Source organism: Citrobacter sp. Cpo032, from assembly GCF_030332975.1.
GTDB lineage: Bacteria > Pseudomonadota > Gammaproteobacteria > Enterobacterales > Enterobacteriaceae > Citrobacter > Citrobacter portucalensis.
The window spans coordinates 245,834-258,264 of the sequence record NZ_JAOWGU010000036.1; the positions used below are offsets into that span (position 1 = coordinate 245,834).

General features: G+C 52.9%; 11 protein-coding genes. 4 read left to right on the forward strand and 7 right to left on the reverse strand.

Going from position 1 to position 12,431, the window contains the following annotated elements; all coding sequences use genetic code 11:
- Positions 1–178: 178 nt before the first annotated feature.
- Positions 179–1,306: a multidrug effflux MFS transporter gene (locus OGY33_RS07455; protein ID WP_048214152.1), complete on the reverse strand. Its 1,128-nt coding sequence runs from the start codon at positions 1,304–1,306 to the stop codon at positions 179–181.
- A 101-nt stretch (positions 1,307–1,407) separates the two neighbouring features.
- Here OGY33_RS07455 and OGY33_RS07460 point away from each other — a divergent pair, with 101 nt between their 5' ends.
- Entirely contained in the window at positions 1,408–2,187 is a 780-nt protein-coding gene (locus OGY33_RS07460) for an AraC family transcriptional regulator (RefSeq protein ID WP_048214153.1), read from the forward strand.
- 119 nt (positions 2,188–2,306) lie between these two features.
- On the opposite strand, the gene yncL is transcribed toward OGY33_RS07460, so the two are convergent.
- Positions 2,307–2,402, reverse strand: a complete 96-nt coding sequence (yncL, locus tag OGY33_RS07465) for a stress response membrane protein YncL (protein ID WP_071524268.1) — start codon at positions 2,400–2,402, stop codon at positions 2,307–2,309.
- Between the two features lie 192 nt (positions 2,403–2,594).
- Between yncL and OGY33_RS07470 the strand changes: the two genes are divergently transcribed.
- On the forward strand, positions 2,595–2,768 hold the full coding sequence (locus OGY33_RS07470; RefSeq protein WP_003020198.1) for a GhoT/OrtT family toxin: 174 nt from the start codon (positions 2,595–2,597) through the stop codon (positions 2,766–2,768).
- Positions 2,769–2,787: 19 nt separating this feature from the next.
- Here OGY33_RS07470 and OGY33_RS07475 read toward each other — a convergent pair whose 3' ends face one another.
- The 3 genes from OGY33_RS07475 to OGY33_RS07485 are packed head-to-tail and all read right to left on the reverse strand — an operon-like array spanning position 2,788 to position 9,240.
- Positions 2,788–4,950 (reverse strand): virulence factor SrfC family protein, encoded by a 2,163-nt coding sequence (locus tag OGY33_RS07475; RefSeq protein WP_191238489.1) that lies wholly within the window; start codon positions 4,948–4,950, stop codon positions 2,788–2,790.
- Positions 4,947–7,928, reverse strand: a complete 2,982-nt coding sequence (locus tag OGY33_RS07480) for a virulence factor SrfB (RefSeq protein ID WP_191238490.1) — start codon at positions 7,926–7,928, stop codon at positions 4,947–4,949. Before OGY33_RS07480 ends, OGY33_RS07475 begins: the two co-directional genes overlap by 4 nt.
- 4 nt (positions 7,929–7,932) lie before the next feature.
- A complete protein-coding gene (locus OGY33_RS07485) occupies positions 7,933–9,240 on the reverse strand; it encodes an SrfA family protein (RefSeq protein WP_191238491.1) in 1,308 nt (435 codons plus the stop codon).
- A 282-nt stretch (positions 9,241–9,522) separates the two neighbouring features.
- Between OGY33_RS07485 and OGY33_RS07490 the strand changes: the two genes are divergently transcribed.
- On the forward strand, positions 9,523–11,121 hold the full coding sequence (locus OGY33_RS07490; RefSeq protein ID WP_048227591.1) for an ABC transporter substrate-binding protein: 1,599 nt from the start codon (positions 9,523–9,525) through the stop codon (positions 11,119–11,121).
- Positions 11,122–11,138: 17 nt separating this feature from the next.
- Positions 11,139–11,372 (forward strand): YdcY family protein, encoded by a 234-nt coding sequence (locus OGY33_RS07495; RefSeq protein WP_003020183.1) that lies wholly within the window; start codon positions 11,139–11,141, stop codon positions 11,370–11,372.
- A 64-nt stretch (positions 11,373–11,436) separates the two neighbouring features.
- On the opposite strand, the gene OGY33_RS07500 is transcribed toward OGY33_RS07495, so the two are convergent.
- Positions 11,437–11,886 (reverse strand): DMT family transporter, encoded by a 450-nt coding sequence (locus OGY33_RS07500; RefSeq protein ID WP_048227592.1) that lies wholly within the window; start codon positions 11,884–11,886, stop codon positions 11,437–11,439.
- Entirely contained in the window at positions 11,883–12,401 is a 519-nt protein-coding gene (locus OGY33_RS07505) for a GNAT family N-acetyltransferase (RefSeq protein ID WP_048214158.1), read from the reverse strand. Before OGY33_RS07505 ends, OGY33_RS07500 begins: the two co-directional genes overlap by 4 nt.
- Between the last annotated feature and the right edge of the window lie 30 nt (positions 12,402–12,431).

The following is a 12,431-nucleotide window of genomic DNA, read 5'->3' on the forward strand; positions in this document are numbered from 1 at the left end:
CGGCGAATGGGGCACGGATAGCTAAATATTGGCATACGTGTGTCTATACTATTCGCGCCACTGGCCTCGTCGCCATCGGACGGCGGTAAGTTGGAAATATCCGCGAGGTCAGGCTAATTGATACAACAAAGCCCCAGCATATAGCCGGGGCTTTGTGCTTTCAGGATCGCCATCGGGTTTATCTGCGGCCCAGGCTGCAAAGCCAGGCGAGTAGGGCACAGACGCTCAGAACCAGCCCCAGTTGCTGCACCATGCCTGCTAAACCCAGCATCATCCCAAGTAACAGGTAATAGCTTAATCCGAACAAAGCACCGGCGGCCCCGACCTGTTCACGGTAGTGACGCAGCGCCTGACTCAGCACATTGGGAATGGCGATACCATAGGCAATCACCACGCCGAACACCGGAATCAGGATCCACGCGGAGTGCTGTAAACACCATGCGACGAGACCTGACAACACTGCCAGCACACAGGCATAACGTACCAGTCGCTCCGGCGTCAGACCTGTCGTTAACAGTCTTCGGTTCAGCAGGCTACCTGACAGAGAAGCAAACGCAAGTAGCAACCCCGTCCAGCCAAAGGCTCTGGAGCTCCATCCTAATTGCCCAAAAAGAAACGGTGCTAGGCTGTAATAGCTAAACAGCATGGTGTTCAGCAGGGCAACCAGCATGGCGTTTTTCCGCAACTCACTGTCCCGCATCATGCGGGAAAATAGCGCGGCAAGCTTCGGGCTGAGCGTATGTTCGGGCCGGGTTTCTGGCAGCATGGTCGCTGTCAGTATTAGCAGTAGCAACGCCAACAGCACAAGGGCAACAAAGACACCGGTATGGCCGTACAGACTCACTAACCAACCTCCGCTTAGCAGGCCAAAAACCGGACTCAATGCCAGCGCGGCCCCCATCACGGAAAAGACGCGCGATAGCGCAGTTGATTCATAACTGTCCCTTAGCATGGTCTGTACCACGACCGACCCCGCAGCCGCACCGACGGCGGAGATCATCCGTGCCAGCAGCAAAACGCTGAAGTCGGTGGCAACAACGGCCAATGCGCAACCTGTTCCATAGCAGATAAGCCCTGCCAACATCGCCCAACGTCGTCCGATGCAGTCACTTAGCCAACCCCATATCGCTACGCCGACGGCAAAGGCAACAAAATAAACGGAGAGTGTTTGAGCCGCGCGCTCACTGCTTACGTGAAAAGAGGTAGCGATACCCGGCAATGCCGGGCTGTAAATGGTTTCCACCAGTTGTGGAAACATAATCAGTAGCGTAAGAAGCCACAGCGATGGGCGACGAAGTGTGTTCATAGCAATATCCAGAGAGACAGAAAACAGGCGGGCATTATTGCTGAAAGGGATATGTCGTATTACCATTATCAGGACTTTAAATATCAAATATCAGACAGATAATGAAAATTGCCCCTGATGATGCTTTTGATGCGGATAGCTTTGATAAACCGGTAATCGGTATTGCTGCCGATATGGGGGTACATGATTCCGGGCGGCACAGTCATCTTCGTCATCAGCTACTTTTTTCGGCAGCGGGAAGTATTACGATTGAGCTGGAGCAGGCCCTGTGTCTGCTACCGCCACGTCGTGCGGTTTGGATCCCGGCAGGCACGGTACATCGTGCCATAATGCGTGGTGTGATGGCTTATCGCTCTTTGTACTTTTCTACCGCATTGCCGTTATCTGAGTTACCGCTGCAGATAGTCGAAGTTAATCCGCTGTTTTTTGAAGTGATAGAACGTATGGCCTTCTGGCCATGGGAAATGCCTGCCGCACAGCAGTCCAGCCTCATTACCGTTTTTTGTGAGGAAATGCGTGCCGCCCGCACTGAAAACTGGACATTGCAGTATCCCTCAGATCCGCGGCTTAACGTGTGGCTCAAGGGATTACGCATGGGGGAATTGCCACCACGACTGAATCAATTGTCCCGACAGGTTGGGGCATGCGAGAGGACGATCAGCCGAATATTTATCAGGGATACCGGGATGAATTATCAGGACTGGCGGCAGCAATTTAGGCTGTTAAAAGCCATGGAGATGTTGGCTGACGGAGGCCATATCAGCCAGGTCGCGCAATATCTGGAGTTTGTCAGCGACAGTGCTTTTATTGCGTTCTTCCATCAACATACCGGCACAACACCTGGCCGATATTCGGGCAATATAATGCCGCAGAAGGATTAGGGGTATTACATATTAAGGATAATTTACCCAGTAATAGCAGAGTGGGAAGATCGTTTACTGATGGCAGAGAGAAGATCCTCTCTGCCAGCGGACGCTGCAATTAATCAAGAAGAGTTACATCAAGCAAACCAGCCGAACCTTGCGGATATCAGACTGAAAAGTCCTACAGCAGCAAATATATTTATCAGCACCACAGTTTTACTGGAAACATTCATTTTTGCCACCTTTCGTTTTAACCCTTATGGGTATAGTACGGCTTATAACTATCCGCAATAGTACGAATTCTGAACATAATGAAAATGGGTTGTTTTACAGCCGTTTTTCTTAAATTAATTAATAAAACTTGATGTGAGTCATGAAAAAGAGCATATTGCGCGCGATTTTCCCTTCTGGCCAGGATGCCTTAAATGTCCCTATACCAAAAAATGTTGGTTTTTTATGCGGTGATGGCCGTCATCACGGCAATCATCACCTGGTTTCTTTCCCGCGATAAAAAGCGGATCCGCTTTCTTAGCGCGGTATTAGTCGGGGCGACCTGGCCGATGAGTTTTCCCGTTGCGCTGATGTTTTCTCTTTTCTGATGACGGCGTATTCGCCGTTTCAGGAGAAAAGCAGGGCATTTAATCGTTTTTTGTCGGTTTCAGAGACATCCTGTGGGTGCTGATATCCCGCATTCTCATTCGCACGGGTGTACAAGGCAACCAGCCAGTCGTAAACGTAACGGCTTGCACCATGCGAGGGTTGTTCATCCAGCTTCGTCAGGCGTAACATCGGCGATTGCTTCGGCGCGCTAAAAATAGCCGATCCTTTTTGGATCCTGCTGGCAGGGCGCTGTTCCTCAGCAACGTCGGCAAATCCAAGCCAGGTAATAAAATCACCAATATCGGCGTGTAACTGCGCGGCACAGAAATTTTCGCGCTGCATAATGCGCTGTAAGCGTTGTGGCATCTCCAGGCGATAGCTGGTGGTGACGAGAATGTCGGCAACCTGCCTTAACGTACGGGGATCGAGTCGTAAACGGCGGGCATTATTTTCATCGCGACACCACTGGCGCACGTGGTTAATCCACATTTTGTGTGCCTGATATCCGGTCTCCTGACTTTCCGGCGAGTGTAGTGTGTCACGCACCTCGGCAAACAGGTCAATCTCTTCATTAAATAAACCGCTTACCTGCTCCTCGCGAGGTTGCTGAATACGCAGCAGCGACTCAAAAATGCGCATCGGCGGGAGCAAACCATCCAGCAGTTCGCCATGTTTTGCCGCTTGCGCCTGTAACTGGCGGATCACCGACTCGTGGCTATCCGATTCAGCTTGAGCGGGATTAATCCAGCTTTTCAGAGTTTCGCGGATGCGCTGTTGATGCTGCTCGCGTAGAGAAGTCAACCTGGCCTGGCGCTGCTGTGGTGAGGTTGCCTGAGTCAGCCATTCGACAAGACGTTGTAAGCTATGTTTATCCAGCGCCTGCAACGTACCCCAATGCAGCCCGGGCTTGCCCATTAATTGCTGCACGGATTCATCAAGGTTTTGCTGGGTACTAAAACGCGCATCCTGCGGGGTAATGGCCCAAACCACGCCCGGTAATGCGGCATCATGAACAGGTTGGGTATCGTTGACCCAGCCCAACAGCTTGCGGGTGATGGCGGGCGTCTGGGCGCGGGCAGAGACCGCGTTGCAGATTAAGAGCACATCCGGTTGCAGGTGCTGGCGATAATGTTCCAGCATCCAGCCTAATTTTGCCTGCCACAGTGGATGAGGATGAGCATCCGGGGCGAGGGGGATATCGAGCAGATCGACATTCTCCAGCACCGCGTCTTCAACCGTCAGGACCAGCTCGCGCGTGAGCAGCGCCAGTGACGACAAAGAAAGGCTGACCGCATTGAGCAACTGATGATTTTCAATCGGATGAACCACCACATCGCTTTGCGCCTCATTATTGCCGGTCAATGCCACCTGGGTCAGGAAACTTTCGGCCGGTAAACCAAAATGATCAACCAGCAGGCTCAGCGGGGCCGCTAATTCTTGCGCGTGTCCGGTTTGTTGCAACGTGTGCGCCAGCGCCAGCCACTGCTGCGTCAGCTCTGGTTGTTCTCCCCACAGTAACGCCCAGGCGTTTGCCCGGGTAGTCAGATCCAGTGCGGGCAGCAACGTGGCAAACTGATACCATAGTGCATCGTCAATTTGCTGCTGGTTTGCCGGTACGCAGGAGCGCCAGAAACGACCAATTGCCGCAACATCATGTGCGGTAATCCCCGGCACCGGGTGACGCTGACGCAGCGTTTGCCATTTTTCCAGGCGCGCCTCAATAATCGATTTCTCGACCTGTCGGTTGTCCGGGAGCGCGCTGAACTGGGCGATAAATAGCTGTACCAGTTCGGCTTCACTGAGTAACCGCAGACGCAACGGCCATTCGCTATCATGCGGATTTTCATCGCGCGTAAAACGGATCGCCATATTGGTTGGTGCATGGCCCGGATTAATATGCGAGAAATAATCAAAGCTGCGATCCGGGGTAACAATATTCACTTTGCCAGTGGCATTGCAGCACAATGCCGCCAGCAGATGTGCTTTTGCCGATTGTGAGTGTCCGTATAACCCTATACATCCTTGCGATGAAAAGGTCGTCTTCAGCGCAGATTCACTCACTGCGGCTAGCGTAAGCTGTGCCAGCAGGGCATCCGCTTCATCATCAAGACGCACCGCACGTTGACGGGTATCAGCGACCCACTCGATGGCGGTCTGCGCGGTATTTAACATCTTACTCATTTCAGGTACACGCTCCCGCTATCAATCCAGTAATGGCTTCCGCTATGGCGACGGTCTGCCAGCGTATTCAGTTTTAACGTTAAGGCATTGGCGGCAACGGGGGTGCCGTCCTGTAACCAGGCATCACTCAGGATGAAGAATTCCGGGCCACTTTCTTTGCTGCCGCCGCGTAGCTGCAGCCGAACATTCAACACGCCATCTCCGGCGATAGTTTTTGCCAGTTCGGCAGAGTTTATGCTGAGCGTATACAGCGGCGTGGCAGGCCAGCGGCTGTTTGCCAGTTGCCGGAATCCTAACGTCACGTTGCCACGTAACGGGAAATGCAACCGGGCATCCAGTTTCGCCCCGGGTTTATCCAGATCAATATCGTGATACCAGATGTTCTCATCACGCAGGGTATTGACCGTATTATCCAGCACACCGAGGAAGCGTACGGTCGAGTAAGCGCCGATATCGGCAGCTTTAAAGTTAAAACGTGGCAAACGCAAATCCAGCGCCAGGCTGCACAGCATAGCGCCTACAGCAGCGGTGGATTTAGGGTTACCAATCCGCCCCTGTTGGCTGAACGGATACCACTCATGCACGCGGTAGTTATCCATCCAGATCATACGGTTAACCGGAACAGGTTGCAGATGGCGGATCAACGCCTGTACACCCGGTAAACAGGCGGGCCTGCCGGTCACTAATAAGATATCGCAGCGATAATGTGAAATGGCCTCACAAACCGCGTGCAGCGGGGAAGTCAGGGTAAATTGCCCCGCCAATAGTGCTTCTTGTAACTGCCTGAACTGTACCTGTAACGGCACGCTCAGAACATCAAACGCTGGCGACCCTGCTGGCAACGCATGATCGATAGCCTGTTGGATGTAGTTCATCACGTTGCGCGTGGGTTGTTGACTCAGGAGTTCGCCAAAGGTGGCATGTAGTCCGGCGACCGGATCGTTAATATCGCTTTGTTCCCAGGCAGAGAGGACCGCATGACCAAGCGGCATAAAGAGCTGCAATGCCGTTTGTTGACGCAGAATTGCTTGAGTATCGATGCGCCCGGAATCGCCAAATAGCGTGGCCAGCAATGCGGCGGCGTCGGTCACGCCAGCCTGTTGTAAGCGGGTTTGCAGCGCAGGCAACACGCAGCGCTGAATCACGTCCAGCAGCATGTCATCGCCCGCAACTTTAAAACCTTCACGGAACAGCAGATGCGGGGTAATTTTGACATTCGCGCCAACGCCGTCATCAAGCTTGTAATGAACGACAGCCATATCCGTTGTCCCGCCGCCAATATCGATCGATGCCACGCGCAGTGCTCGACCTTTAGTCTCACCAGGCTCCGGCAAACGGTCCGGGCGGGCAAGGGCGTTAAAGAACGATTCGGTGTGGCCATCGTAGTGTGAGATAGCCTCGTTATACAGCCACACCAGTTGCCCGCAGCTGGCTTCATCCCATTCCATCTGAATTTCAGGTACGGGAACCACACTTTTTTCCTGCTGCTTACGGGTGGTGAAGTCTTCATCCTGCGGGTGCCAGCCCATCGCTTTCCAGACCAGGGCAATAGCTTCAAACATGCGCAGGCGGAAAATCTCGCGCTCCTGTTTGGGCATCGCCGACGGTAGGGTCAGGATCAGCGTCCGCAACTGACGAGGAGACGCCGGGAATCCGAGGCGCAAACGCGTCGCTACGCTGTTAATTTGCCCCAGCGCCTGGGCCAGTATTTCGCACAGCATATGCGTCATCAGCGTGCTGCGGCTGTATTGTGGTGAGAACACTGGTAGACGATCGTCCTGCGGCAGGCTGAACAGCGGTTGCCCGTCATCGTTCATCAGGTTCATCAGCGGGAAGGCGGTAGCCAGCGGTTCGCGCTGGGTTTTGCCATTCATCTGGCTAAAGCGCCAGTCATGTAACACCGGCGTTTCATCCCACAGATAGCGGCGCGGGCTTGAGATCCCACTGTTGCCCTCGGTGCCCATACGCTGCATCGCCAGCTTACGGGCTTCATCACCCACACGCACAATCGACGGCCAGATAAAGGCGTCATCACGTCCGCTCTCAACGGAAAAGTGCTGCTTACCAAAGCGCGCTTCGGAAAACTCCAGCCGACTGGTGAATAGCGGATCGTTGAGGAACTGCGGCTCGCTTAACGAACGGACCTGCAATTCAGCGGTCTGACGCAGCCCGTCATTGGCATCCCCGTGATCTTCAATCAGGACACCACAGGTATGGGTATTACCGATATCCAAAATAAGATCGACGGGAATGGCGGGTGTGCTAAGGGTGTGCGTAACCAGTTTCACTTCCGGGACGGAAAGCTGCTCACCTAACAGGGTCAGCACATTCAGCCAGTGCGCCTGGTATTCAAAGTTACGCAGCGCCTGCTGGATCTCTTGTTCTGAGCGGTTCTCATGTTGGGTGACATGGTGCATAAAAGATTCGCGCAACCAGCCGTCAATCCAGGTCTGGTCAAGGAAATCAGCAATTTCGTTGTCATGCCAGGCCAGCGCAAACCGTGTACCGTTAAGCAGATCATTTTCGTTGGGGGTTAACGCCGCAGGGGCATTTTCAGTAAGCTGGCTGTCCAGCGCTACGGTAACACGGTGGGTGTTGCCCGCGCTGTCCGGCTGCGGCAGCTTTCGCACCTGCACGCGTGCCCAGTTATCCGGACCTTCAACAAACGTACGCGGCGGGTTAAAGCGCAAAAACGGCAGCGGCAGCCAGACGCCGTCGAGCACGTCCAGCGAATAGTGCAGCGTCTGAGTACTTTCCGGCTTCACCACTTCGGGTTGCGCGCCGGTGCTGCCCGGTAGGGTATAGCGTCCTGACGTCAGATCGAAGTCTAGTCTCAGTAGCGGACCGTTTGCCGTTTTGCGCACAAAGCGTCCGTGGTGCGCAGATTCCTGCGGCGTGAGGCCGAAATCCAGGAATTGCACACCGCTATTGGCGATGAGCGTCACGCTCTGTTTGTAATCACACAGATTCACCAACATAAAATCAGGCACCTATCTTTTTGATCGTCAGAGGGATTTCCGCGTGATCGTCATAACGCGCGGTACAGGCGGCGACGTCATTGGTTCCCGCTTTACAGGTAATTTCAGGCATCGGATAACGTGAACCGTCGGTACAACGGGCATTGCCGCGACTCTTAATCATTAATTCACCCGACTGGTGCAAACCGGAGAAAATCTCGGCACGACAAACAATATTGTCACCATGCACCACGCGCGCAGTGCCTTTATTGGCCTGGATCTGATAGCGCAGCGACGGCGCTTTGCCGCTCACCGGATCTTTAACATCGACCATGACGCGCCAGTTACCGTTGAGAAAACGCGTCGTTCCTGCCTTCATCTGGTTGGCATCCATCACCAGCGCATCTTTTGGAATTGCGGCGATAACCACCGGTCCTTCGACAGGTTTCTCTTTCTTCGCAGTTGGGGTCACTTCAGCACGATGCAGGGGCAGTGCAGATGTCAGTGCTGGCAGCGGTGCCATATCAACCTTAGCGACTTCAATAGCAGCTACTGCGGGTACGGGCTGGGTGGTCTGTTGCTTCCACAGCAGCGGCCCAACGATGGCTGCAATAATCACTACGACAACGGGGAGGCTCCACAGCGGCAGGCGGCGTATGGGCTTCTCCTGTACCGGCGGCGCAGTGACTTCAGGTTCGTTAACAATAACCGGGGGTTGAGGTTCAGGTTCAGCCGGTTTTGGCTGATCAATGACCGGCGCCAGTAAGGGGACATCGGCCTCGGCAAAGGTAATTTCCGGTGCGATTTCTTCTTCCTGTTCTGGCTCTGCTACGGTAACCACAGGAGGAACATCGGCAATGCGCAGGCAGTCGAGCACATCGGCGCGAGGATTTTCATTCAGATTGACGAAGCCCCAGAATGTAATAACGGGTTTACCATCAACCAGAAACACGTGATTTTCACCGGGAAATTGGATGGCTTTTTCGAGCAGTGAGCCAAACAGCTGTAGGGAGGTTTTCCCCGATTGCAGGCTTTTACGGCTCAGGGTCGCCGCATTTTCCAGCGTGCTCCCCAGATAGCGCAGCGCACGAAAACGTGCTTCTTCATCAGCGGCTTTCCACGCCACGGCTTTCCCTTCTATCGGGGAATACCAGTCAACCCGATCGCCGTTGTCGTTAATTTGTGGGATCGCCAGACAATCCACCATCGCCTGCTGTTTACGCAGACGAAGCGTTTCACGAATTTGCAATGCTGAATCAAACACGGCCTGACCACCGCCGCCCACGGCCTGATAGTCATCCAAATTGCCGCTGCGCAAGAGAGTTTTTGCCACGTTGTTACCCCTTAGACTTCTTCACGTATCTACTTTACGTTTTATAAAAACGAGCAAACGGCGAAAGAGAGGCAAAAAGGGGCTAATTTTCATGGCATAGAGTGCCGGGAAAAATCTTGACGTTTTGAAAAAGACTTAAGGGAAATTAATTCGCTTGGAGTGATGAATTATTCAGCGAAATACACCGGATTAGAATAACCTGATAGTGATTTGTTATTGGTCAGTTTTTGTCAGCTATGCTCTGATATCCCTGTTAATAATAAAATAAGAAGGCTTATAACCATGATTGCAAGGAAAACGTTACTCGCGCTGGCTCTCAGCGCTGTCTTACCGTCAGGCGCTGCGTTCGCGGCCAATACTGACACCATCATCTATTGCTCTGAAGCATCTCCGGAGTCATTTAACCCGCAAATCGCCAGTTCAGGTCCTTCATTTGTGGCCAGTTCACAGGTGCTCTACAACCGACTCATTAACTTTGATCCGGTAAAAAATACCCCGATACCGTCTCTGGCAACAGACTGGACGATTTCTCCGGACGGTAAGACTTATACGTTTACCCTGCGTCAGGGCGTGAAATTCAACAGTAATAAATTCTTTAAACCGACCCGCGACTTCAACGCTGATGACGTGATTTTCTCGGTATTACGGCAGAAAGATGCCGATCATCCGTATCACAAGGTTTCTCAGGGAAGCTACGAATACTTTAACGATGTTGGTCTGGATAAACTGATTAAAGAAGTGAAGAAGGTCGATGATTATCACGTTCAGTTTGTCCTCAATGAACCTAATGCCGCGTTTCTTGCCGACTGGGGTATGGATTTTGCCTCCATCCTTTCTGCGGAATATGCCGACGCGATGCTGAAAAAAGGCACCCCGGAAAACGTCGATAACTGGCCGATTGGCACCGGTCCTTACGTGTTGCAACAGTACAAGCAGGACTCGCAAATCCGCTATCTTGCCAACCCTAACTACTGGGATGGCGCCGTTCCAACGAAGCACCTGATCTTCTCAATCACGCCAAACGTCCAGACGCGGCTGGCAAAACTGCAAACCAATGAGTGCCAGATAATCCCGGCGCCAGCCCCCGTACAGTTTGACGAGATTAAAAAGAATAAAGATTTGACGCTGCATTCGGTTGAAGCGCTGAACGTCGGATATCTGGCGTTTAATACCGAGAAAAAACCGTTTGATAACGTACTGGTGCGTCAGGCGCTAAACTACGCGACCGATAAAAAGGCCATTATTAACGCCGTCTTTTTAGGTTCCGGTACGGTGGCAAAATCGCCGATTCCGCCGAATATGATGGGCTTCAATAAAGATCTGCAGGATTACGCTTACGACCCGCAAAAGGCAAAAGATCTGCTGAAGCAGGCGGGGCTGGAAAACGGCTTTGAAGCGACGCTGTGGTCAATGCCGGTTCAGCGCCCTTACAACCCGAACTCCCGACGGATTGCTGAGATGATCCAGAGCGACTGGGCAAAGGTGGGCGTGAAGGCGAAAATTGTGTCGTACGAGTGGGGGGAATATCTCTCCGGAATGCGTAAAGGTGAGCATGACACCGCGTTGTTTGGCTGGATGTCAGACAACGGCGATCCGGATAACTTCGCCGATGTGCTGCTGGGCTGCGACAGCATAAAAACCGGATCTAACGCCGCGCGCTGGTGCGATAAAGAGTATAATTCGTTGGTTCAAAAGGCGAAGCTGGTGAGTAAACCGGAAGAGCGCGCCGCGCTTTACCAGCAATCGCAGGAGATTTTCTACCAGCAGGCTCCGTGGATAGCTCTGGCAAACGGTAAAACGTTCTACGCTACGCGCAGCAACGTCAGCGGATACAGCGTCAGCCTGATGGGCAGTGATTTTTCAAAAGCAAAATTAAATTAATGAGTTAAGGAGAGGTTATGTCGCATCTGGATGAGGTCAGCGCACGTGTTGATGCCGCCATTGAAGAGAGCGTCATTACGCATATGAATGAATTGCTGATTGAGCTCAGCGATGATGTCGCGTTGAGCCGGGAAGACCGCTATACCCAGCAACAGCGTTTGCGTACGGCTATCGCACATCATGGTCGTCAGCATAAAGAAGATATGGAAGCCCGTCGCGAACAGTTGACCAAAGGCGGCACAATCCTCTGATATTTCACTTATCCGACCTACAGGCACGTTCTGTAGGTCTGATAAGCGAAGCGCCATCAGGCAATTAAAATGAACGTCTCGCCACCAGCCACGCCCCGATGACCAACAGCACCGCGCCACAGACCGGACCTACCAACGCCCGCAGCGGCACGCCGTGACTACGTAGAATATCCAGCACCAGTCCGCCGATTAACTGGCTAGCCACCAGCACCGCGATAGTGGTAGCGGCCCCCACATTTTGGTACCCACTGATACTGGCAAAAACAAAGAACGATCCAAGCAATCCGGGGATGAGCGTCCACCAGCGCACGCTGGAAACCAGTTCTCCAAATCCCGCAGCTCCTTGCTTAAACCACAGTATGCTGACAAACAGCACGATCCCGACCAGCGAGTTAAGCAACATGGCGATGAGGATCGTCGAGGACGTCTGGGTGATGCGTACCATCAAGGTATTTTGCACCACCAGACCAATACCTGCGGCAATCAGAAAGGAGAGGGTCAGCGTCTGGTTCATCTACAGGCATCCGGATCGCGGCGATCGTCTAGCTGTAACTGCATGAAGGTCAGATCCAGCCAACGGCCAAACTTGGTGCCAACCTGCGGCATTTGCGCGGTGGTTTTAAAACCCAGCAAGCTGTGCAGATGCAGTGATGCCTGATTCTGAGACTCAATACCTGCCACCATCACATGCTTGCCGCATGCGCGGGCTTCGTCTATCAGTCTGCTGAGCAGTGCCCGTCCTAGCCCTTTTCCCTGATGTTCAGGATGAACATACACCGAATGTTCAACGGTATGACGGAAGCCATCAAAGTTACGCCAGTCGCCAAAGGAGGCGTATCCTGTAACAACGCCATTCTCTTCACTCACCAGCACCGGATACCCCATCAATTGGCGGGCTTCATACCAGGAAATACGGTTTTCGGCATCGACCGTTTGATCGTTCCAGATAGCCGCCGTATGCAGTACCGCATGGTTGTAGATTTCTGCAATGGCGGCGCAGTCTTCTTTGCTGGCAAATCGAATTGACATGTTGAACCTCAGGGCTTGTTCACTATAGTA

What these genes read in the sequence shown, in the direction of transcription:
- OGY33_RS07455 (WP_048214152.1), bottom strand. Translation starts at nt 1,306, where the DNA reads ATGAACACACTTCGTCGCCCATCGCTGTGGCTTCTTACGCTACTGATT.
- OGY33_RS07460 (WP_048214153.1), top strand. Translation starts at nt 1,408, where the DNA reads ATGAAAATTGCCCCTGATGATGCTTTTGATGCGGATAGCTTTGATAAA.
- yncL (WP_071524268.1), bottom strand. Translation starts at nt 2,402, where the DNA reads ATGAATGTTTCCAGTAAAACTGTGGTGCTGATAAATATATTTGCTGCT.
- OGY33_RS07470 (WP_003020198.1), top strand. Translation starts at nt 2,595, where the DNA reads ATGTCCCTATACCAAAAAATGTTGGTTTTTTATGCGGTGATGGCCGTC.
- OGY33_RS07475 (WP_191238489.1), bottom strand. Translation starts at nt 4,950, where the DNA reads ATGAGTAAGATGTTAAATACCGCGCAGACCGCCATCGAGTGGGTCGCT.
- OGY33_RS07480 (WP_191238490.1), bottom strand. Translation starts at nt 7,928, where the DNA reads ATGTTGGTGAATCTGTGTGATTACAAACAGAGCGTGACGCTCATCGCC.
- OGY33_RS07490 (WP_048227591.1), top strand. Translation starts at nt 9,523, where the DNA reads ATGATTGCAAGGAAAACGTTACTCGCGCTGGCTCTCAGCGCTGTCTTA.
- OGY33_RS07495 (WP_003020183.1), top strand. Translation starts at nt 11,139, where the DNA reads ATGTCGCATCTGGATGAGGTCAGCGCACGTGTTGATGCCGCCATTGAA.
- OGY33_RS07500 (WP_048227592.1), bottom strand. Translation starts at nt 11,886, where the DNA reads ATGAACCAGACGCTGACCCTCTCCTTTCTGATTGCCGCAGGTATTGGT.
- OGY33_RS07505 (WP_048214158.1), bottom strand. Translation starts at nt 12,401, where the DNA reads ATGTCAATTCGATTTGCCAGCAAAGAAGACTGCGCCGCCATTGCAGAA.